The organism is Streptosporangium sp. NPDC000509, assembly GCF_042898365.1.
Lineage (GTDB): Bacteria > Actinomycetota > Actinomycetes > Streptosporangiales > Streptosporangiaceae > Streptosporangium.
Window position 1 is genome coordinate 196,375 of sequence record NZ_JBIAYX010000005.1, and the last position, 21,175, is coordinate 217,549.

General features: G+C 70.6%; 13 protein-coding genes. 8 read left to right on the forward strand and 5 right to left on the reverse strand.

The window, feature by feature from the left end; all coding sequences use genetic code 11:
- Nucleotides 1-154: 154 nt before the first annotated feature.
- Nucleotides 155-901, forward strand: a complete 747-nt coding sequence (locus ACFY3D_RS11655; protein WP_389977975.1) for a nucleoside/nucleotide kinase family protein — start codon at nucleotides 155-157, stop codon at nucleotides 899-901.
- Here the strand turns inward: ACFY3D_RS11655 and ACFY3D_RS11660 are convergent.
- Genes ACFY3D_RS11660 through ACFY3D_RS11670 form a run of 3 tightly spaced genes read right to left on the reverse strand, consistent with a single transcriptional unit; the run spans nucleotide 861 to nucleotide 6,257 of the window.
- The gene (locus ACFY3D_RS11660) at nucleotides 861-4,280 is read right to left on the reverse strand and encodes a helicase HerA domain-containing protein (RefSeq protein ID WP_389977978.1); all 3,420 of its coding nucleotides are present in this window, start codon (nucleotides 4,278-4,280) and stop codon (nucleotides 861-863) included. The genes ACFY3D_RS11655 and ACFY3D_RS11660 overlap by 41 nt on opposite strands.
- Nucleotides 4,280-5,053, reverse strand: coding sequence for a hypothetical protein (locus ACFY3D_RS11665; protein ID WP_389977980.1), 774 nt, complete (start codon nucleotides 5,051-5,053; stop codon nucleotides 4,280-4,282). Before ACFY3D_RS11665 ends, ACFY3D_RS11660 begins: the two co-directional genes overlap by 1 nt.
- Entirely contained in the window at nucleotides 5,043-6,257 is a 1,215-nt protein-coding gene (locus tag ACFY3D_RS11670; RefSeq protein ID WP_389977983.1) for an endonuclease domain-containing protein, read from the reverse strand. The genes ACFY3D_RS11665 and ACFY3D_RS11670 overlap by 11 nt, the downstream gene beginning before the upstream one ends.
- A gap of 282 nt (nucleotides 6,258-6,539) precedes the next feature.
- On the opposite strand from ACFY3D_RS11670, the gene ACFY3D_RS11675 reads away from it, so the two are divergent.
- Together ACFY3D_RS11675 and ACFY3D_RS11680 are read left to right on the forward strand one after the other, a co-directional pair.
- The gene (locus tag ACFY3D_RS11675) at nucleotides 6,540-6,797 is read left to right on the forward strand and encodes a hypothetical protein (RefSeq protein ID WP_389977986.1); all 258 of its coding nucleotides are present in this window, start codon (nucleotides 6,540-6,542) and stop codon (nucleotides 6,795-6,797) included.
- A gap of 266 nt (nucleotides 6,798-7,063) precedes the next feature.
- Nucleotides 7,064-7,855, forward strand: coding sequence for a DUF2064 domain-containing protein (locus ACFY3D_RS11680; protein ID WP_389977989.1), 792 nt, complete (start codon nucleotides 7,064-7,066; stop codon nucleotides 7,853-7,855).
- 277 nt (nucleotides 7,856-8,132) lie between these two features.
- Here the strand turns inward: ACFY3D_RS11680 and ACFY3D_RS11685 are convergent, their stop codons facing one another.
- Nucleotides 8,133-9,401: an endonuclease Q family protein gene (locus ACFY3D_RS11685; RefSeq protein ID WP_389977992.1), complete on the reverse strand. Its 1,269-nt coding sequence runs from the start codon at nucleotides 9,399-9,401 to the stop codon at nucleotides 8,133-8,135.
- A gap of 275 nt (nucleotides 9,402-9,676) precedes the next feature.
- Nucleotides 9,677-10,213, reverse strand: a complete 537-nt coding sequence (locus tag ACFY3D_RS11690) for an NUDIX hydrolase family protein (protein ID WP_350941413.1) — start codon at nucleotides 10,211-10,213, stop codon at nucleotides 9,677-9,679.
- 446 nt (nucleotides 10,214-10,659) lie between these two features.
- On the opposite strand from ACFY3D_RS11690, the gene ACFY3D_RS11695 reads away from it, so the two are divergent.
- Genes ACFY3D_RS11695 through ACFY3D_RS11715 form a run of 5 tightly spaced genes read left to right on the forward strand, consistent with a single transcriptional unit; the run spans nucleotide 10,660 to nucleotide 21,140 of the window.
- Nucleotides 10,660-11,937, forward strand: a complete 1,278-nt coding sequence (locus ACFY3D_RS11695) for an acyltransferase domain-containing protein (protein WP_389977995.1) — start codon at nucleotides 10,660-10,662, stop codon at nucleotides 11,935-11,937.
- Nucleotides 11,934-14,873 (forward strand): SDR family oxidoreductase, encoded by a 2,940-nt coding sequence (locus tag ACFY3D_RS11700; protein WP_389977998.1) that lies wholly within the window; start codon nucleotides 11,934-11,936, stop codon nucleotides 14,871-14,873. The genes ACFY3D_RS11695 and ACFY3D_RS11700 overlap by 4 nt, the downstream gene beginning before the upstream one ends.
- A complete protein-coding gene (locus ACFY3D_RS11705; protein WP_389978001.1) occupies nucleotides 14,870-17,452 on the forward strand; it encodes a KR domain-containing protein in 2,583 nt (860 codons plus the stop codon). The genes ACFY3D_RS11700 and ACFY3D_RS11705 overlap by 4 nt, the downstream gene beginning before the upstream one ends.
- The gene (locus tag ACFY3D_RS11710; RefSeq protein ID WP_389978004.1) at nucleotides 17,449-18,783 is read left to right on the forward strand and encodes a cytochrome P450; all 1,335 of its coding nucleotides are present in this window, start codon (nucleotides 17,449-17,451) and stop codon (nucleotides 18,781-18,783) included. Before ACFY3D_RS11705 ends, ACFY3D_RS11710 begins: the two co-directional genes overlap by 4 nt.
- Nucleotides 18,780-21,140, forward strand: coding sequence for an SDR family NAD(P)-dependent oxidoreductase (locus ACFY3D_RS11715; RefSeq protein ID WP_389978007.1), 2,361 nt, complete (start codon nucleotides 18,780-18,782; stop codon nucleotides 21,138-21,140). Before ACFY3D_RS11710 ends, ACFY3D_RS11715 begins: the two co-directional genes overlap by 4 nt.
- The last annotated feature ends 35 nt before the right edge of the window (nucleotides 21,141-21,175 follow it).

The window sequence follows — 21,175 nt, forward strand, 5'->3', positions numbered from 1 at the left end:
ACCACGAAGTCGTCAAAGCCGGGTTCGTCGGCCAACTGTCGTCCTTTCTGCGTCGTTACGGCCTAGACGGCGCAGGGACCGGAATTGTTGCAGCGCCGTCGAGACGTACGGACCGCGCTGGCTGTCGGCGGAGGGCTCGGCTACGTTCGTTCACGTGACGAGCACTTCGGCGGTTACGGCCGGGGACGACCCGACGACCTCCCTCGACGACCTGGTGGTCAGGGCGCGCTCCCTCGTACGGGAGGGGCACCGCGCGCTGCTCGGCGTCACAGGGAGCCCGGGGGCGGGCAAGACCACCCTCGCCGAGCACCTGGTCGGCCTGCTGCGGTCCGCGCCTCCGGAGGGACTGCCGGAGCGGGAGTGGGTGGCGTACGTGCCGATGGACGGCTTCCACCTCGCCGACGTCGAGCTCGACCGGCTCGGGCGCCGCGAGCGCAAGGGCGCCCCCGACACCTTCGACGCCGCCGGATACGCCGCTCTCCTCCGCCGCCTGCGCGAGGACGAGGACGACATGGTCTACGCGCCCGCGTTCGAGCGTGACCTGGAGCAGCCGATCGCGGGAAGCATCCCGGTCCCTCGGGCCGCCAGGCTCGTCGTCACCGAGGGAAACTACCTGCTGCTCGACCGGGGCGACTGGGCACGCGTGCGATCGCGGCTCCACGAGGTCTGGTACTGCGACCTCGACCCGGACGAGCGCGTACGCCGCCTCGTCGCCCGGCACGAGCGCTTCGGCAAGGACCCCGAGGCCGCCGCGGCCTGGGCGCTGGGCACCGACCAGCGCAACGCCGACCTCATCGCCACCACCCGCTTCCGCGCCGACCTCGTCGTCCCCGACGCCGTCCTGCGCTCGATCGGCGAGGTCAGCGGAAGTCCGCCACCGGCCTCCCCGCCCTCGCGATGACCTCCTCGGTGCTGAGCGGGTCTTTCGGATGATGGCTCAGGCACATGGGGACCTGCACCTTCACGAACGCCGAACCCTCGGAGGCCGCGTAGAACTGGCCCGTCCGCAGCCGCGAGATGTCGGTGACGTCGCTCCCCTTGGCCTGGGCCATCTCCCTCGCGGCGGAGATCTGGATCGGGCTGTTCAGCAGGCCGAAGAACTGGGTCGCGGCGTTACCGGGAATCCGGTTGTGCAGTCCCTTGGGTGCCTGGGTCGCGAACACGAGACCGAGCCCGTACTTGCGGGCCTGGGAGGCGAGCGCGAGCGTGCTGTGCGTGCAGGGCGTCATCGTGCCGGACGGCGCGAACGTCTGGGCCTCGTCCATCACGAACAGCCCGCCCAGCGGCCGGTCACCGGCCGGGTTCTTCTTGATCCAGGCGAACAGGGCCATCTGCAGTTGGTTCACGAAGCTCTGCCGCTGGTGGTCCGACTGCAACCCGACAAGGCTGATCACCGAGACGCGCGCCCGCTTTCCCGGAGGAGGGGTGAGCAGGAGTCCGGCATCCACCGGCGTACCCTCACCGCCGAACAACGGGTCGTTCACCATGGCCGCGGTCAGGTTCTGGGCCAGCTCGGACGCGATCTTCTCCGCGTTGTCGAGCCCGCTCACCCCGTCCGGCAGTGCCGACAGCATCGCGATGAGACCTCTGAGGCCGCTCGCCCCCCGCCTTCCGTAGTGTCTGAGCGTCTCCCTGAGCACCGCCTGCCCGAGCTGGGCCTTGGCCGTTCTCGCATCCAGTTTGACCCGCGGCACGATGGACGCGACGGCCACCTCCACGGCCTCGGTGAACTCGTCGGGGTTGTCGACGACGCTCGCGAAGTCGGGCAGGGGCTGGAAGCTGAGGGGACGTCCCGCGCTGCGACGCGGCGTCCAGATCACGACATCGGTGTCGGCGAGATACCTCTCGGCCTTCGCGGGGGCATCGGCGTCCCAGTGTGCCGGCGGGTACGGCCAGGGGTCTCCCAGACGTGCCAGGTCGTTGTTGGGATCGAGCACGATGGTCGACACGCCCTGGAGCGCGCACCTCTCGATCAGACCGCGAATGAGCACGGTCTTCCCCGACCCGGACCCGGCGAAGATCGCGGTGTGTTTCCTGAGCGATTCCAGGTCGAGGTCGAGGGGGGTGCCGTCGGTCATCATCCTGCCGAGGGTGACGGAAGGCGCGCGGTTCGCGTCGGGTCTCGTACGAGGGCTCGTGTTGGATTCCGTGCCGGTTCCCGTACGGCGGTCCGTGTGGTTCACGGGTCCGTGATTTGCGGGTGTCGCGTGAGGGCTCGCGTCGGACTCCGTGTCGGGCCTCACAGCGGGTCTTGCCACGGGGGAGACCTGCGGTGAGGAAGCGGCCTGGCCGGGGTGTCCTCCGGCGGCGGTGTGTCCGGGCTCGGCCTCGGCGAGTACGGCGGCGTGCCCCGCCGTCTCGGCATCTTCGAGAGCGACCTGGCCGGACGGCTCGTCGGAGGTGACGGGAGAGGGCGGACCTTTGGGACCTGGAAGCTCTCCGGGAACGGTCCACCCGTCCCCCAGCGCCTCGCTGAACAGCTTGACGTCACCGCTGGGCTTCCGCGAGACGAGCCAGGCCCGCAGGTTCGCGGGGTCCTCAACGAACAGGTCGCGGAGCGCCGTGAGGATCCTGAGGTCCTCGTCGTCCACGCGGAGCACCCTGCCGCCCGCCCGCTCGAACTCCGCGAGGACCTCCCGGGTGCGCGGTCCCTTCGCCCACTCCGCGTTCCGCAGCACGAACAGTTTCCGCTTCGGGACCCCGGCGTCCAGGCCCGCCGCCACCGAGGCGTTGCGCAGGCGGACCAGCGCGGCGTTGGCGTGCTTGGTGGCGATCGCGCGGAAGCACCAATGCGCCTCGTCCTCGGTGGTCTCGTCCAGACTGCGCCGCAGACGCGCGTGCAGGGGAGGCTTCGAACTCGGCGGGGGATCCTGGCTGAACACACGTCCCGCGTCGCCCTGTTCGGTGATCCAGGCGTTGAGTCCGGCTGACAACAGCGCGGGCATCGTCATGTCCTCGGTCAAGGGACCAGTCGCCGAGGTCACGTCCGCCCTGTCTCGCAGCACGGCGAAGCGGGCGTCCAGCGCCGCGAACTCCTGCGGGGAGACAGGGGGTCCGGGGACGGGGGTCGGATCCGTGATGGGGCGGGAGCTGAGGCTTTCCAGCTCCCTGATCTCGCCGTTGACCAGGCAGGAGTGGAGGTGCCGGTCGACGACCTTCAGTAGCTGCCGTGGGGTGAAGTTGGGTGCGTCCTCGAACGCGGACGGTCGCACCGGCCACGTCGGATAGGGCAACGTGAAGTCGACCCCTCGGAACGGCGGAGCGAACCGCCGCTCGACCAGCTCGCGGCCCACCTTGGCATCGGGAATGGTCATGAGCTGGACTGTCTTCCGGAACCGGTCCTGGACGGTGCCGGTCGCGAGCCTCTCGATGAGGATCCAGGTCTTCGGGAGGCAGGAGACGACCGTGAGTGTCCTGCGAGTGACCTCCCGCAGCGCCATCAGACCACCTGCCACCTGCTCGATGACGAGGGCTTGGCGCCAGTCCTGTTCCGAGTCGTTGACGTCGATGAGCGATGACTGCGCGATGAGCATGTCGATCTGGTCGACCGCGATCACGGTGGGGCCGGTGAGCGCCATGAGCCGCGAGATGTCCCGCACGATCTCCTGAGGTGTCTTCTCCCCCCGCCGGATGCCCCACGGGGCGCGCTCGCCTGGCTCCTCCTCGGGGATAGAGGAGAGGTAGGAGGTTCCGATGTCCTGTGTCGCGAGGCCGCCGGAGGCGAGCAGGACGAGTGCCCGTACGGTGTTCTGGGTATCCAGGCACAGCGGTCCGTCGAAGCGGTGCAGCGCCTCGACGAAGGCGTCGAGGGCCTCCCTCGTCAGCGCCGTGTTCCCGGTCACCGCGCGTCGCACCATCCGGGGGACTTCGACCAGCTCCGACAGGTGCTCCAGGAAGATTTTGAGCTGGCTCGCCCCGTCTTCCTCCCTGACCTTGCGGGAGAGGCTGTCGAGCATCGACACCACGACGCTCTCCCAGAAGCTCCTGGCGTCCAGCAGGCTCACCAGGAAGAAGTATCCGCCCTCCCGCAGGACTCGGCTCCGTGCCCAGCCCAGCAGGTGCGTCTTACCTGTGCCCCGCTGGCCCTGGACGACCACGCCTATCGGGCTCGGGCCTCGGCTCTCCCCGGCCTCGCCCAGCCCGTCGAGCAGGAGCTGGCCGGTCTGGCGGTGCAGGCCCTTCACGTGGAACGGCGAGGTGTTCCACACATCGTCGATGGTCAGCACCGAGTTCAGCCTGAACTTGAGCTCCGTCAGTAACCTGCGCTCTTCGTCCCTCATCACGCCTCGATCCAGAGGAGGTGCTTCTCCTGCTCGCCGATGGTCACCGCCGCGTCCCTGTCCTCTTTGGAAAGCATCTTCTGGTCGTCATCAGGGACGATGTTCACGTCATTCATGCGGTTCATCTCGATGAGGGTCTCGTCGACCGTTGCCCTCGGTACCTCACCCAGCAGAGGGCGGAGCTTCGTGAGGCTCACCCAGGCGTCCGGCTTGGCGGCCAGCTCGCGGTAGGCGGCACGAATGCGCTGCTCGACATCCGGCGCCGCCGATACCGGAGGAGCTGCGGGGGTGTCTGCGGAAGCTGGGGTCATGGGGGCCTCTGCAAGGAGGGCTGCGGAAGTCGTGAGCGCGGGATCGTCCGAGGAGGCTGCGGGTGCCATCGCGGAGTCACCGGAAGAGCTCTCGGACACAGGGGCGGTGTTTCCGCCGAAGATGTCGGCGAGGCTGCGATCAGATCGTTCCATGAAGCTCTGCAGTCCGAACAGGACGGCGCGGAGCGCGACCCCCGCCGAGCCCGAGCGCTCAGGGAGGACGACCCCGGCTCGGAGTTCGGTAGCCAGGGCGGCCCATCCGGCGTCGGTCAACACGTGGGTGAACGAGCGCCCTTCCTTTCGGCTCTTGACCAGCTTCAGATCGTTCAAGTTCAGGCGCTCCTTTCCTGTGATCGTCAGACCGTGACGTTCCTTGAGCTCCGGATTGGAGATCTCTCTCGCCTCGATCATCAACACCAGCAGTGCGGCGATTTCCGGCAGTGAAAGTGCTTTATCGGGCATGTTCTAATCCTTCCAACGCTCCGGGGCGACGGTCCCGGAGAAATCGCCTTATCTGGTGAAGCACGGTTTTCGTATCGGTGATGACCTGCGCGTTGGTGAAGCGCAGCACGGCGTAGCCGTCGAGTTGGAGCCGTACGTCCCGTTGCCTGTCCGCCGCGTACGCGCGCGGGGAGTGGTGCTCGGGGCCGTCGATCTCGATCACGCACCGCTCGTCCCGCCAGAGCAGGTCCACCCGGATGGGGTTGACGAGCGGGTGCGGCCGGTGGGTCTGGTTCCACGCGCGTCCCGTCGCCCAGTCGCACGTGGCGAGCGCGGCCTCCAGCGTCCGTTCGGCGACGCTCGCCGGATGCGGCCTTCCCGCCAACGCCGGGTAGGTGACCGTGTGCGCCGTACGGGCCTCGGGCTGGGGATCCGCCGGTTCCGGTAGGCCGCGGAGGAGGTCCGTCACCTCGGCGGGCAGTCGCAGGTGCGTCACGGCGATCCGGTCCACGGTGGCCAGGGGGGCGCCGATGAGCCAGATTCCCAGGCCACCGTGGTGGGCGAGCCATTCGCACCCCGCGACGAGCGCCTCCTCCGCCGAGGGAGAGAGGTCTGCGGGGACGTGTACGAGGATCGCCGCGCGGGACCGGCCGAAGCTGGCGGCGATCACTCGCCCGAGGCCGGCGGCCCGCGTCTCGGCGGTGAATCTGGAGGGGCGCCGCGCTCTCGCCTCGCGAGAGGCTCCTCGTAGCGCTTCCCGAGCGGCCCGCGACGCCCCGCGAAGTGCCTCCCGAGTCGCGGCCTCCCGCGATGCCCGGAGCGCCTCCCGAGCCGTGGCCTCCCGTGACGCCCCTTGTGGCGCGGGAGGTTCGACCTCGTGGAGTGCCCGCTCGGCGAGGTCGGCGAGGAAGGGGCCGAAGTGCTCGGTCGCGGACGCGGCCCGCAGGGCGAGCACGCGTACGGCGCGCCCGCCCGCGCCACCGGGGCCGCCGATGCCCTCGGCGCCGGGCAGCCACGCGGGGAACAGATCGACGGCGGCTTTTTCCAGCTCACTCAGTACCGAGGAGACCGTTTCCCCCGCGGATCGCGTGTCACCCGCGTAGTAGGTGACAATCGCCGGCGCGTCGTCGGGAAGCGGGTCGATCGAAAGGGCGATGGCATCGGGGTCCGCGCCGCGAACGCGCACGACGCGTCCCGTCGGCAGCTCCGCCCATGATCCTGCCACGCCACTTCCTTTTCCGCGTGTTGAGACTTCGCGAGGTTATACGCCAGTGCTGGGTGATGCAGGTGTTTTGCGAGAAGCGATAAAATTCACCCGTTTCCAATGCCCGAAATTTCGTATTTGAGATGATTTATCCCCTGGTCGTGGAAGGTGTGATTCCAGGCGGTGGACAAATCCGGATGATCCGAATGTGACTCGGTGTGAATCTTGATGGTCGGCGTGGTTCGGCTTTCCGGAAAAAAGGCGATATCTCCGTCGGATCATCCGCACGTCATGGGAGAACCCATGCCTGTTGCCCGCCGTATCACCGCTGCCATCGCCCTCACCGGCGCCGCCCTCACCGCCTCCACGGTGGTGATCGCCGCGCCGGTCGCGTCCGCCGCCCTCATCCCGCCCACGCCCGCCGTGGCGATCGAATGCTCGCTCTTCGGGAAGAAGATCGTCAAAAACGGCGATCGTACGGAGACCTGGACGTGGGGACCGGGCTACCAGAGCTACCAGAGCAGTGAGAGCAACTCCCGGACGTTCACCGAGAGCATGTAGGAAGTTCTCCCGAACGCGCTCCTGAAAGAGCTCGGGGGCGCGACGCCGGTTGGTGATCATGGCGAGTAGGGGTATTCGCGCCGGAATTCCCAAACATTCTCCAACCGTGGGCCTGAACCGGTCATTTCTTGGCAGCACGCCCTCGCCCTCACGAGGGAGCCCGCCCACCGGCCTTAACGTCGAACGATGAAGATCGACGTGGTGCCGCAGTGCCCGTACGGGGAGGCGGTTCTGACGCGCCGGGTCATGGCCGATCGAGCGGACGCATGAGCCGTGCCGGGAGCGGGCGGTACGGCAGCGGCCCGTTCCCTCACATCTGGAACACCGGGAACACCGGGAACGAGACACCTCATGGCGAGGCGTCCAGGAGCCGACGAGCCTGGGGCGGGCCGTCGCGGCGCGTACCGTCCCAGGGCGGGCCGCCCGAGGGGCAGGTGGTGGTGATCGCGAGGGAGCCGGTGCCGGGACAGGTGAAGACCCGGCTGATCCCGCCCTTCACCGCGCGTGAGGCGGCCGCGCTGGCCGCCGCCGCCCTCGAGGATACGCTGCGCGCGGTCGCCCGCGTTCCCGTCGACAGGAGGGTGCTCGCGCTCGACGGCGCCCCCGGCCCCTGGCTTCCCCACGGTTTCACGGTGCTGCCGCAGCGCGGGGAAGCGCCGGACGAGCGGCTCGCCGCGGCCTTCGACGACGCCCACCGGCTCCTGCCCGTACCGGTCGTGCTCATCGGCGCCGACACCCCGCAGGTCACCCCGGACATGCTCGTCTACGCCCTGTCCATGCTCAGCGCCTACGACGCGGTGTTCGGCCCGACGACGGCCGGCGGGTTCTGGCTGCTCGGGCTGCGCGCTCCCGAGCCCGCACCCCTGCTCGGCATCCCGATGTCGGAGCCGACCGTCGGAGAGATCCAGCTGCGGAGGCTGGAGGAGGCCGGGCTGAGCGTCGCCCTGATGCCCCGCCTCACCGACGTGGACACCGCGGCCGACGCGTTCGTCGTGGCCGCGCAGGCCCCGCGGTCCTTCTTCGCCGCCGCTCTCGCGAGGATGAGCGCGCTGCGGTGATCCGGAGTCCAGGAAGGCCGCACGCACGGAATCGAGGGGCGCGGTCACGGAGACCGGGACCGCGGGGAAGCCGGGAGGTCGCGGTCAGCGGGGTTGGGTGTCGGGGCAGCGGGCCTGAAGGCGGTGTCTCGAAGGCGGGGCCTGAAAGGTGGGGACCTGGAAAGCAGTGCCTGGCAGACGGGGCTGGTGGCCCGTCTCCGAACGTTGACCGGATATCACGACCGGGTGACCGGCTCTCTTCAGGTCTGGTTTCCCCGGCAAGGTTGTGTGAGGCCCACTAGAAAAGCGTCGGGGCGGTCTCTTCGCGCGCCCGCTCCAGCTCGCCCGGTTCGAAGAGCCGGATCACGCCGTACGTGCCGTCGTACCCGGGTTCCCTGATCACCTCGCCGCGGCGCAGCCGTCCGACGGCCTCGGCGAGCGGCGGTGAGAGGTCCGCGATGTCCTCGACCGGCACGTCCTCCAGGATCCCCAACTCGGGGCCCAGCGCGGCGGTGAGCCTGTCGACCTCCCTGAGGACCTTCTTGCTCTTCGGCCCCACGTCGAGGATCTCGCCGACGATCTCCGGCAGCGGTACGAGGTTGCGGAAGCCCGCGACGCCCTCGGGCCGGAAACCGTCGGGCCGGTCGGCCAGCTCCTGGACCCGGTTCAGCACGCCCACCGTGAGCGGCTTCCCGCACACCGGGCAGATCCCGTCGCGCCCGCGCGTCTCCTCGGGACCCATCCGGACGTCGCACCTGCGGTGCCCGTCGACGTGGTACCTCCCCTCCTCGGGGAAGAACTCGGTCGTTCCCGCGTACCCGGTCCCGGTCCGGAGCGCCCGCAGGACGGCGAAGTAGTCGAGGTCGGTCTCGAACACCGTGGTCTCGCGGCCGACCATGGGCGGCGAGTGGGCGTCGGAGTAACTGACCAGCCGGTAGCGGTCGAGGGCGGAGACCCGCCAGTTCATGGCCGGGTCGCTGGACAGGCCGGTCTCCAGCGCGAAGATGTGGCCGGAGAGCTCGCCGTAGCACTCCTCGATCGTGTCGAAGCCCGACTTCGAGCCGAAGACGCCGAACCACGGCGTCCAGACGTGGGCGGGCACCAGGTAGGCGCCGTCACCGCTGCTCAGGGTGATCTCCAGCAGGGCACGGGAGTCGAGGCCGAGGATGGGGCGTCCGTCCGAGCTCAGGTCGCCGATCCGGTCGAGCCTGGCGTTGAACGTCGCGGCCTCGTCGAAGCCCGGCATGTAGACCAGGTGATGGATCTTGCGGGTGTGCTCGCCGCGCCGGTAGATCGTGGAGATCTCCGCGGACAGCATGAACCGCACCTCACCGGGGCCGACACCGGCGGGCAGCGGTCCGAGGGCCTCCGGGGCGATCTCCTCACGGGGCCGGAACAGCCCCGGCTCCGCCGGTACGAGATTTTCGCGTAAATGCTCGAACCACGCCGGATGCGTGAAATCACCGGTGCCCATCAACGCGACGCCCTTGCGCCGCGCCCACCACGTCAGGTGCTCCAGGTCGCTGTCTTTGCTGCAGGCCCGCGCGTATTTCGAGTGAATGTGCAAATCCGCATGAAAACGCATCCATCGCTTCCTGTCCTGGGAAAGCCGGCTCGGCGAGGGCCACCCGTAGGCGTCGGTGAATCCCTCATACCCAGACCGTCATGACCCAGACCGCCACAGCCCAGGAAAAAGGATCATGGCCGTACGTCGCCGAAGGTGACCGGCCGGGGAAGGTGATCGACCTGTGCGGCGGTCGGGAAAGCGGCCGATGCGTGCGGCACCGGCCCGAGTGCGACGACCGGTCGTTTTCCCAGGGCGTGCGACAGGGCGTGCGACGGTCAGGAAAGGCAGCCGACGTGGGCGAGGGCCTGCTTCAGCAGGAGGCCCTGCCCGCCGAGCATCTCCTGCTGCACCACCGGTGAGGAAGCCTCCTCGGGGGTGAACCAGACGAGGTCGAGGGCGTCCTGCCGGGGACGGCAGTCGCCGGTGACCGGGACGACGTAGGCGAGGGAGACCGCGTGCTGCCGGGGGTCGTGATAGGGCGTGACGCCGTGGGTCGGAAAGTACTCGGCGATGGTGAACGGCTGCGGGGAAGGGGGGATGCAGGGCAGTGCCGTCGGACCGAGATCCTTCTCCAGGTGCCGCATGAGCGCGTCGCGGACGCGCTCATGGTGAAGCACGCGGCCGGAGACGAGGGCGCGGCTGACCGCTCCGTCCGCTCCGATGCGCAGCAGCAGGCCGACGCGCGTGACCGTTCCCGTCTCGTCGACCCGTACGGGGACGGCGTCGACGTAGAGGATCGGCATCCGCGCGCGGGTCGCCTCCAGTTCTTCCGGAGCGAGCCAGCCGGGCGTGGTTTCGGTCATTTCGGTCATTGACCGATGGTACTTCGCGGTCGGCTCGGAAAGACGTCGGAGCGGCCGGTTCTTCCCGACGAGCGCGGTCGGATCGGCATTCCGGGACACGACCAGACCGTAGGTCAAGGCGAAGCTCGCCGCGGGATGCTCCACCGGCTACAGGCCGTCCCCCGGCGACTTGAACCATGATCTACGAATGTAGTTAAAACCTTAGGGGTGTCCAGTGCATCATGATCGCGGTTGTCGTCAAAAGAGTCAATCCCTCGCACGCATTTTTTCGTGGGGACTGCAATGGGCGATGCATTTGCCTGTTCTTCATGCTCGGGAAGGGAAAGGAAATGCTGGGCACCGTAGAGATAGTGGTCGGTCTTTTCCCGGGTCAAGGCGCATATGTGCCGAACGCCCTGCGATGGTTGAAGGACCATGGAAATGGTGCGACAGAAGCGATTGAAATCATCGACGAAGTGGCCAGGGGAATGCTGGGCAAGGGCCTGGACCGCGCTTTTTCCGGTGATTCCCCGGAGCAGCTGCTGAATGAGGCGCCGGATGTCCTGCAGCTGGCCGTGTTCGCCGCGTCCACCGCGGCTCACCGCGCGCTCACCGAGGAGGGAGCACGGTTCAGCGTGCTCGTCGGGCACAGCCTCGGCGAGATCGCGGCACTGGTCGCCGGCGGCGCGCTGAACATCGCCGAGGGGGCGGAGATCCTCTGCCACCGCATCATCGTGCTGCGCGAGCACGACAGCAGCGGCGGCGGGCTGCTGGCGCTGGGCTGCGCGGCGGAGCGGACCCAGCAGATCCTGGATCTGCTGCCCACCTCCGGGGCCGTGATCGCGGTGGACAACGGGCCGGATCAGACGGTGGTGGCGGGGCCGGCTGACGCGCTGCGGCGCACGTCCGCGATCGCCGACGCCGTGGGACTTTCCGTCACCGAGCTGCGCGCGCCGCACCCGTTCCACAGCCCGCTGCTCGATCCTGCCGGGCGGGAACTGGGCCGTAGGCTCACCGGGTACGGGCGGCGCGGGCTGGACGTGCCCGTCTTCTCGCCCATCCTGAGCCGTTACTATCGCGACTCGGACGACCTCGGCGAACTGCTCGCCTCCCACCTCGTCACCCCGGTGCGCTTCGGCGCGGCCGTCGAGCGGCTGCACCGTTCCGGCGCGGGCGTCTGGGTGGAGGTGGGCGCGGGGCGGGCACTGACGTCACGGGTGCGGTCGGCGCACCGGGCCGCGTCCGTGTGCACGCCGCTGCTTCAGGACGTGAACACGTTGCGGGAGACCGGACGTTTCCTGGCTCCCGCCGCCACCTCCCGGTCGGTGACCGCGGAGAATCCCGTCACTCGGTCGACGATCATCGAGAACCCCGCTGTCCAGACGATTTCCGCCGACAGCGCCGTCGCCCGGCCGGTGACCGTCGATGTCCCCACCACTCAGGTGGCCGTCGAAGAAAGGACCGCCGTCTCCGCCGGAGGCGCGGCCTCGCAGTCGAGGGAGGCGATCGCCGCCCGCGTGCGTGACCTCTACGCCACCGCCCTGGAGTACCCGGAAGAGGTCTTCGAGGACCATGCCGAGCTGGAGGCCGACCTCGGTGTCGACTCGGTCAAACGCGTGGAGCTCATGAGCCGGCTCAACCTCCTGTTCGAGCTGGGCAGGCGCCCCGAGGACCTGCGAGTGTCCGACTACCGCACGTTCGGCCAGGTGGTGGACTTCACGGTCGACTCGCTGGCCAAGTCGGACGTGGCATGACGGCGTTCGAGGGCCGGGTGGCCCTCGTCACGGGCGGGGCGGGCAGCGTGGGAGCGCACCTCGTGCGCTCGCTCGCCGAGGCAGGCGCCACGGTGGTGCTGAACTGTTTCCACTCCTACGACGCGGCCAAAGAGCTCGCGGCCGAGCTGGGCGGCGGCGTCCGGGTGATCCGGGCGTCGGTGGCCAAGCAAGACCAGGTGCGCCGGATGTTCGACGAGGTGACCTCGGCGTACGGACGGCTGGACCTGCTGGTCAACAACGCCGCCACGGGCACCTTCGTCGGCTGGGACGAACTCACCGAGGAGCACCTGGACCAGGCGTACGAAACCAATGTCAAGGGCGCGCTGTGGTGTGCTCGCGCAGCCCGTCCGCTGCTGGCGCGCTCGGACAAGGGCTGCGTCGTCAACGTCTCCTCGGTCGGGGCGGCGTACACACCGGCGAACTACCTGCCGGTGGGGTTGTCCAAGGCGGCGCTGGAGGCGCTGACCCGCTACCTGGCCGCCGAGTTCGCGCCGGACGGGATCCGCGTGAACACCGCCTCCGCAGGGCTGCTGGACAACCCTGTCGGACGGATGTTCCCGGGCTTCGACTCGATGAGCGCGAACGCCGTGGCCGCGACCCCGATGGGCCGGCTGGCGACCCCGGCCGACCTGGCGGACCTGGTGCTGCTGCTGGCGTCGCCGGGTGCGGCCTGGGTCACGGGACAGACGGTGGTCGCGGACGGCGGCCTGTCGCTGCACCGCGCGGCACTGTCCCCGGGCCCCGGGCCGGAGCCCGCGCGGTCGCGACCGGAACCCGGGCCGGAACCCGGATCCGAGTTCAGACCCGTGCCCGAGGCGCGCACAGAGCGGATCCAGGGCGTGGATCCGATCGCGGTGGTCGGCATGGGGCTGGCCGTGCCGGGAGCCAACGATCCCGACGCGTTCTGGCGGCTGCTCACCGAGGGCGCCGACCTGTTCGTGGACGTCCCACCGGACCGTTGGCCGCTGGCAAGCTTCCACGACGACGACCCCGGCGCCCCCGACAAGACCTACCAGCGCCGCTCCGGCTTCATCACCGACTTCACCCCGCACCCCGCCCTGGCCGCGGAACGCCCGGACGCCGGGCTCGACCACACCACGCTGTGGCTGCGGCACAGCGTCCACCAGGCGCTGGAGGGTGTGACCAGGCGGGACGCCGATCGTTTCACCGCCTGCTTCGGCTACACCCCCGACGGCAGCCAGCACCTGGTGGAGGCGCTGGTGGACCTGGAGCTCGGCGGCCCCGGTGTGCTGCCGCACGGCGACGCCCTCGGGTCGGAGCCGCTCCCGCACCGGGTGGGCGCGAGCGCGATCGACGGCCTGCTCCCGGCGGACACGCGGCTGCTCATGGTGGACACCGCGTGCTCGTCATCCCTCTACGCCGTCGATCTGGGGGTACGCGACCTCCTGGCGGACCGGGCCGAGGTCGCCGTGTGCGGCGGTGCGTTCGCGCTGGCCCCCGGCGGTTCTGTGCTGTTCTCCAAGCTCCACGGCCTGTCGCGTGGTGGCGAGGTGCGCGCCCTGGACAGGAACGCGGACGGCGTGCTGTTCTCCGACGGCGCCGGCGTCGTGGTGCTGAAGCGGCTGTCGCGGGCGCTGGCGGACGGCGACACCGTGCACGGCCTCATCGCGGGCGTCGGACTGTCGGCGGACGGCAAGGGCAAAGCGATCTACGCGCCTTCCAGCGCGGGCCAGGAACTCGCGATCGCCCGCGCCTTCGACAAGTCGGGTGTCGGCGCCGACGACGTCGACTGGGTGATCGCGCACGCCACAGGCACCCCGGCGGGTGACGAGGCCGAGTTCCTCAGCCTGCGTGCCGCCTATGCCGGCACCCGTCAGGTGCGGGTGACCTCGAACAAGTCGCTGATCGGCCACACCGGCTGGGCGGCGGGCGTGGTGTCGGTCATCCACGCGCTGCTGGGGCTGCGGCACGAGACGATCCCTCCCCAGCATCGCTTCTCGGCCGCGCCGGACTCCTTCGGATTGGCGACCTGCAATCTGACCATCCCCACGCGGCCGGTGCGGTGGCCGTCCCGGCCCGATGGGCCGCGCACGGCTGCCGTGTCCGGATTCGGGTTCGGCGGCACGAACGCGCACCTGCTGGTGCAGGAGTTCCTCCAGGACCGGCCCGCTCGTGCGGGTTACGGGGCCAGGAACGACGAGCCCATGGTGATCGTCGGTTGGTCGGCGCACACGCCGGGGGCCGAGGACAACGAGCAGGTAGGCGCCTGGGCGCGCGGACGGCACCTCCAGCCGGACTCGTTCGGCGACCGCTATCCGCATCCGCCGTTCGCCCGCCTGCGGTTGCCGGCGTCCACGATCCGGGCGACCGACCGTACCCAGCTCATGATCATCGAGTGCATGCAGCGGCTGGAGCCGCGCGTCCGCGAGTTCTGCGCCCGTCACAGCCGCACGACCGGCGTGGTCGTGGGCCACACCGGTCCCACACGCAACGCCGTCCTGTACGCCGTGCGCGCCTACCTGGACGAGCTCGATCACCTGGCGGGCGAGCGGGCGGTGGAGCTGCGCGAGCGCGTGGAGGGGCTCATCGGGCCGCCGGACGAGGACTCCTTTCCCGGTGAGATGCCGAACGTCATCGCCGCCCGCCTGTGTGGCTATTTCGACCTGCGCGGGCTCAACATCGCCGTGGACGGCGGTGCCGCCTCGCTGGCCGACGCCTTCGACCTGGCCGGACGCTACCTGGGCTTCGGCGACGTGGACGTCGTTCTGGTGGCGGGAAGTAACGGCAACAGCCTGCGGTCGTGGGGCGACCTGCTCGGCTGCGGGCCGATCGGCGAGGGCACGTTCCTGTTCGCGGTCACCCGCGAGTCGCTGGCTCTGGCCGAGGGACTGCCGGTGCTGGCCGTGGTGTCCGTCGAGGCGGTCGCCGAGGACAGGCTGGAGGCCACGGCATGAGCAGGGCGAATCTGCTGGGCGCGCAGGGCGCCCGCGAGTTGATCGCGTTCCTGGAGGGCGGCGGAGACGGGGCGATCGAGCTCAGGCCCGACCCCGGCGCCGGCGCGCGCCTCATCAAACTGAGGAGACCTGACACGCGGGACCCGCGGAAGGCCGGGGCCGCCGTGCGGGACGCGCGGTCTCCGGGGTCCGCCGCACAGCACGAACCGCAACGGCTGCTGGACCGTCACGTGTTCGAGCTGGCCCCCGACCCGCGCCGCCCTGTCCGCACGGCACCCCCCGCGATCCCGGCGGACGCCGTCGTGCTGACCAACGCACCGCGCTTCAGGACGGGCCGCGACGACGGTGTGTCCGCGCACGTCAGGGTGCTTGTGGACGCGACCGACCCCCGTCTGCGCGCGGCTCGCCGGTCGGAAGTGGTCGATGAGCTGCTCGACCTGCACGAACGCGTGTTCTTGAAGGCCAAGGAGTGCGCCGCGTATCTGGACGGCGGCTCGTTCGTGGTGAGCGTCGTGGGCGGTGTGACGGAGGCGGGCGTGCCGCTGCCGTTCACGGGCCTGTTCACGGGCCTGGTCAAGAGCCTGGCGCTGGAGTTCCCCGGCGCCGACGTGCTGGCCACCGTGCACGAGGACGTGCCGCTCGACGAGGTGCTGGCCACGGTGAGCGCCGAGCTGGGCGCGCGGCGGCTCATCCCGGTGACCTACCACGCGGGAGGCATGCGGCTCACACCGAGAGCGGTGCCCACCCCGGCCCCGCCGTCCGAGGTCCCGGCGCTGGGCGAGGACGCCCTGGTCGTGGCAGCCGGAGGGGCGCGGGGCATCGGCGCGCCGATACTGGAGGCGCTGGCCGCGCGCCACCGTCCGCGCCTGGTGGTGCTGGGCAGTTCCGAGTTGCCCGACGACGCCGGTGAGGAGCTCGACCGCAGCGCGTTCATCCGCATCCAGGTGCGGCGGGGAGTCTCGGTGCCGGAGGCGAACGCCCGGTACGACCGGCTCGGTGAGGCGCGGCAGACCCGGCGTACGCTGGCCGGGCTGGAACGGCTGTGCGGGCCGGGACGCGTCCGCTACCTGCGCTGCGACCTGCGTGACGGCGACGAGGTCGGGCGGGCCCTCGCCACCGTGGACGGCCCCATCGACCTGCTGCTCAACATCGCGGGTACGAACCGGGCCTCCGACGTCACCGCCAAGTCCGTCCAGGACTTCCGGGCGGTGCGCGACCTCAAGGTGCGTGCGTACCTGAACCTGAAGGAGGCGACCCGGGGCCGCGAGCCACGCCTGTGGTGTAACTTCGGCTCGTTCATCGGGCTGACGGGCCAGCGTGGCGAGACCGACTACGGCGCCGCCAACGACTTCCTCAACACGGCCGCCGTGAACGCCGCCGGGGAGTTCACCATCGGCTGGACGCTCTGGCGCGACATCGGCCTGGGCGCGTCGCCGTTGATGCGCGACTTTTTGGAGGGCAGCGGGGAGTTCACGCCGACGCCGACCGAGGAGGGCGTCGAGCACTTCATGGCCGAGCTGGCCGCCGCCCCGGACGCGCCCGTCACCGTGTTCTTCGGCGCCAAGGAGCGGGCCGCGATCAGGGCCGCCGTACCGGAGTTCCTGGAGTTCTCCGCGGGCGCGAAGCGGCCCCTGCCGTTCATCGACCGGACGTTGCGCCACGACGCCGCGGAGCTGGTGGCCGAGCGGACGTTCTCCCTGGACCGGGACGGATACCTCGACCTCCACCGGGTCCGCGGCTACCCGACACTGCCTGGCACGTTCGTCCCTGAGCTGGCGGCGCAGGCCGCGGTCTCACTCGTGCCCGACCGGGTGCCCGTCGTCTTCGAGGACCTGCGGCTGGAGTCGTTCCTGCGCGTCTACCGCGCGGACCGGCCGGAGGTGAAGCGGCTCACCGCCAGGCTGGTGCGCGCCGACGAGCGTGAGTCGGTGGTGGCCGTGCGGGTGCTGGGGGACGTGGTCGCCCCGAACGGTGTCGTGGTCGCTCGCGACCGGCTGCACTTCTCGGTCACGGTGCGGCTGCGCGACGCGGCGGTGCCCGGTCCTTCGTGGACGCACTGGGACGAGCACGGGAGCCGGCCACTGCGCGATCCGTACCACGTGCCGGGATCCGACGTCCTGCTGCGCGAGGTGTTCGTGTCCACGACCGACACGCGGACGCATCCGCTGGGGCGGCGCGGCCGGCTCGCACTCGACGCGCCCGCGCTGCGCCGCTGGTTTCCCGACCTGCTGGTCCCGTCCGTGACGCTGGACGGCCTGGTGCGAGTGGCCGTCCTGGAGCGGGCGGGGGGCCGCTGGACGCCGGTCGCGATCCCCCGCTCGATCCGCCGCGTCGACCTGTACGGCGGGCACACCGACCTGACGCTGGCCGCGCTGACCGAGCCGGTGGAGTTGTACGTCACCCCGGTCGACCTTGACCTGGAGGACCCCGAACCGGACAACCGGGCCATCGCGGTCGCGTCGAACGGTGAGGTGCTGCTACAGGCGAAGGACATCGTCGGCGCCATTGTCGGCTACGTGGACCAGGAGACCGGTGAGTACGTCGACAGAGAGAGATTCGACCGCGAGGAGCGCCGATGACCCCCGAAGGGACCTGCCCGGTCGCCCACGGCCCGCGAGGGCTGCCGGTGATCGGCGACGCCATCCCCTACTTCAAGGACCCGCTGGCCTACACGCTGCGCATGCAGGAGCGCGACTCGCTGGTGTCGGTCCAGCTGCCCATCCCGTTCGTCCAGGTCACCGAGCCGGAGGCGATCGAGCGGGTGCTGCGCGTCAACCCGGACAACTATCGGCGCGGCACTCTCTACAAGGGGTTCGTCGGCACGATGGGAACGGGCCTGCTCACGCTCGACACCGATGGCTGGCGCGGCCCGCGCAAGGCGGTGCAGCCGGCCTTCACCCCGCAACGGGTGACCGGCAGCGCCCGCGAGGCGATCACGGCCACGGAGAAACTGCTGCGGCGCTGGTCGGAGCATGCCGCCTCGGGCGCGGTCGTGGACGTCGCGCCGGGCCTGATGGACGTGTCCGCACGGGTGATGGGCATGGCCCTGATCAGCCGAGACCTGTCGGGCACCGACTACTCCCGGGCCGCGGGGATCGCCAACAAGGTCATGTACACCAGCACGATCAAGGGCATCTCCGCGCTGATCCCGTCCTTCGTGCCGACGCGTTATCACCGCGACCGCAAGTGGGCGGAAGGGGTGCTCGACGCCATCGTCAGCCAGGTGATCGAGGAGCGGCGGGCCGCGGGCGAGCATGGCACGGACGCCGCCGGACTGCTGCTGGACGCCGGACTGTCCGACGCGGAGGTGTCGGACAACCTGCGCACGCTGCTGCTGGCCGGCTCCGACACCACCGGCCAGGCGCTAGCCTGGACCATGTACGAGCTGGCCCGCCACCCGCAGGCCCGACGTGCCGTCGAGCGCGAGGTGGACGAGGTACTGGCCGAAGGGCCGCCCGACCTCGAACGGCTTGGCGAGCTGCCCCAGACGACGGCGGCGGTGAACGAGGCTCTCCGCCTGCACCCGCCGGTCTGGCAGTTCCCCCGCGACGCCATCGAGCCGGACACCCTGGCCGGGCGGCACGTCCCCGCGGGCACGACGGTCCTGCTCAGCGTGTACGGCACGCATCGCTCGCCCGAGCACTGGGCGGACCCGGAGGCGTACGACCCGCAGCGTTTCCTGGGCGACGCCCAGGACGAGCGGCACAAGCACGCCTTCCTGCCGTTCGGTGGCGGGCGGCGTATGTGCGTCGGCAAGGGACTGGCGATGGCGACGCTGGTGACGGCGGTGGCGATGCTGTCGCGGCGCTACCGGCTGCGGCTGCCGGGCACGCGCCAGGTGCGCAGCGGCCACTACATCACGCTCTTCCCCAGCTCGGGGCTTCCGGCGGTCGTGCGGGAACGGACGTGACCGTGACGGCGGTCCGGCCGCATCTGGTGTCGTTCGAGACCGGCTCCTTCGTCAGGCCCGTGCGTCGCATGGTCTGGGAGCCGGTGCCCCACCCGCTCCCGCCCCCGTCCCCCGTGGCGCGGCGGCTGCTGGTCGTCGGCTCGGACCCGGACCTGGCCGTGCGGCTGGCGAGCCGCCTCGGCGCCGACGTGTGCGCCCCCGGTCGCGAGCCGGAGCACGACGACTGGGACGGAATCGTCGACCTGAACGTCACCGGCGTCCCGTACCGGCTCGGCGGTGGCGAGTGGCGGGGCGCGCTGGACAGGACCACCCGCATGGTGCAGCGCCGCTACGCCTCCTGGCGGGCGGAGTCGCGCGCCGATCGATGCTGCTACGTCGCGGTCACCCACCTGGGGGGCCTGATGGGCTACGACGACGGGCGGATCGGCACGCCCCTGGGCGGTATCTGGGCGGGGTTCGCCAAGTGCCTGCCACGCGAGCTGCCCAACCTCGCGGTGAAGGTGCTGGACGTCGACACCGCCGACCCGGACGGGCTCGCAGGGCTTCTGGAGTCCGAGCTGGCGGCGTGGGACCTGTTCGAGATCGGCTACCGGCGGGGCGTGCGCCACGCGCTCACCGCCCTGCCGAGCCCGGAACCGCAGCCGCGCCTGGACCTGGACGCCGACGACGTGGTGCTGATCTCGGGAGGCGCGCGAGGCGTCGGCTTCGCCCTGGCGCGCGGACTGGCCGAGCGGTTCGGCTGTCGCGTCGTGGTGACGGGCCGCGACGAGCTGCCCACCGCGGACTGGCTCACGCTGCCGGACGACCGCTACGCCGCCCACCGCCACGCCCGGATCGCGGCCGCCCGCACCGCCGACGCCCTGAGGAAGACGCGGGCGGCGCTCAAGCGCGAGTCGGAGCTGCGCCAGGTCGCAGCCAATCTGGCCGCCGCCGAGCGGGACGGCCTGCGCATCGCGTACGAGGCGTGCGACTGCGTTCGGCAGGAGCAGGTGGACGCCCTGTTCGCTCGTCTCCCGGCTCCGACCGTGGTGGTGCACAACGCGGGCATCGACGTGCCGACCAGGCTCGACATGAAGAGCCCCGAGGAGGTCGTGCGCACCGTGGAGGTGAAGGTGTCGGGGTTCGAGTCCCTGACCAGGGCGGTGCTCGCCACCCCGGAGCGGCGGGCGGCGCTCAAGGTCTTCTGCAACGTGGGGTCGCTGGCCGGCCGGATGGGCGGCATGATCGGCCAGATCGACTACGCGGCGGGCAACGAGGCGTTGCCGAGGCTGGGATTCTGGGCGCGGAACACCTACGGGCTGCCGACTCAGACGCTCTGCTGGCCGACGTGGGAGCGCCTGGGCGTGATCGCCAACTACGACGCGGCGGTCCGGTACGTGTCCACCCTCGACCCCGACGAGGGCGTGCGCCGCTGGATCGACGAGCTGCGCTCCGGCGGAACCGGCGAGGTCATGTTCATCGGTCAGGTGGGCGGCGCGCTGGTGCCCACGCAGCTGCGCGGTTTCTGGCTGTTCACCGGCCACCCCGACCTGCCCCGGCTGCACGGCCTGGCGCACTTCCTCGGCGACGTCGAGGACTTCCGGCCCTTCCACTCACTGCGCGGCTCGATCGTCCACCGGCAGGGCTCCCATCCGTGCCTGACCGACTTCACGGTGGACGGCCGACCGGCGCTGCCGGTGTCGGTGCTGGTGGAGCAGGCGTGCTCGGTCGCCGACTGGGTGGTGCCGCCCGGCTGGCCGCCGCAGCACCTGGCCTCGATGCGTGACGTGCGGGTGCACCTGTCGGCGCTGGTCCTGGAGGGCGGCCGCTTCACCACGTCGGCGGTGGGCGAGACGACGGAGGAGGGCTGGACGGTCAACGTCACGATCACCGCCGCCGACGGCGCGGTCGCCGGTTCGATGCGCCTGCTTTACGAACCGGAGCCTCCAGCGCTCCCTCCTCACCAGCCGGAGCCTCCCGCGCCCTCTCCCCTGATCCCCGCCCCATCCGCGGTCAAGGCGCGCGGCGGTGGCCGCCTGGCCTGGTCGGGGCTCGTTCTCGGAACGGCGGAGGACCCGCTGCCCGTCGTGACGGCCGCCGACCTGTGGACGACACCCTTCCCGCCGGTCCACGGCATCTCGCCCGCCGCTCTGGAGGCCGCCGTCCGCGCGGCAGGCCCGGTGAGCGGCGATCTCCTCACCATCGACCGGATCGTGCCCTGCCCAGGGGCGCAGCACGTGGACCGGCTGCTGCCCGTGGAAGGTGGCTGGGTCGGGTCGCGGGCGGGCGAGCCCGTACTGTTCGTCGCAGAGGTGATCCCCGGCAGCCGAAGGACTGGGAGATCGGCGGCAGGTTCCCCGCGACATCGGTCGGGGTGAGGAGCCGATCGTTCGTCAGGCGGTCTCCGGCCGCA

Coding starts and splice junctions, on each gene's coding strand:
- ACFY3D_RS11660 (WP_389977978.1), bottom strand. CDS start 4,280: ATGAGGGACGAAGAGCGCAGGTTACTGACGGAGCTCAAGTTCAGGCTG.
- ACFY3D_RS11665 (WP_389977980.1), bottom strand. CDS start 5,053: ATGCCCGATAAAGCACTTTCACTGCCGGAAATCGCCGCACTGCTGGTG.
- ACFY3D_RS11700 (WP_389977998.1), top strand. CDS start 11,934: ATGACGGCGTTCGAGGGCCGGGTGGCCCTCGTCACGGGCGGGGCGGGC.
- ACFY3D_RS11675 (WP_389977986.1), top strand. CDS start 6,540: ATGCCTGTTGCCCGCCGTATCACCGCTGCCATCGCCCTCACCGGCGCC.
- ACFY3D_RS11705 (WP_389978001.1), top strand. CDS start 14,870: ATGAGCAGGGCGAATCTGCTGGGCGCGCAGGGCGCCCGCGAGTTGATC.
- ACFY3D_RS11690 (WP_350941413.1), bottom strand. CDS start 10,213: ATGACCGAAATGACCGAAACCACGCCCGGCTGGCTCGCTCCGGAAGAA.
- ACFY3D_RS11680 (WP_389977989.1), top strand. CDS start 7,064: ATGAGCCGTGCCGGGAGCGGGCGGTACGGCAGCGGCCCGTTCCCTCAC.
- ACFY3D_RS11710 (WP_389978004.1), top strand. CDS start 17,449: ATGACCCCCGAAGGGACCTGCCCGGTCGCCCACGGCCCGCGAGGGCTG.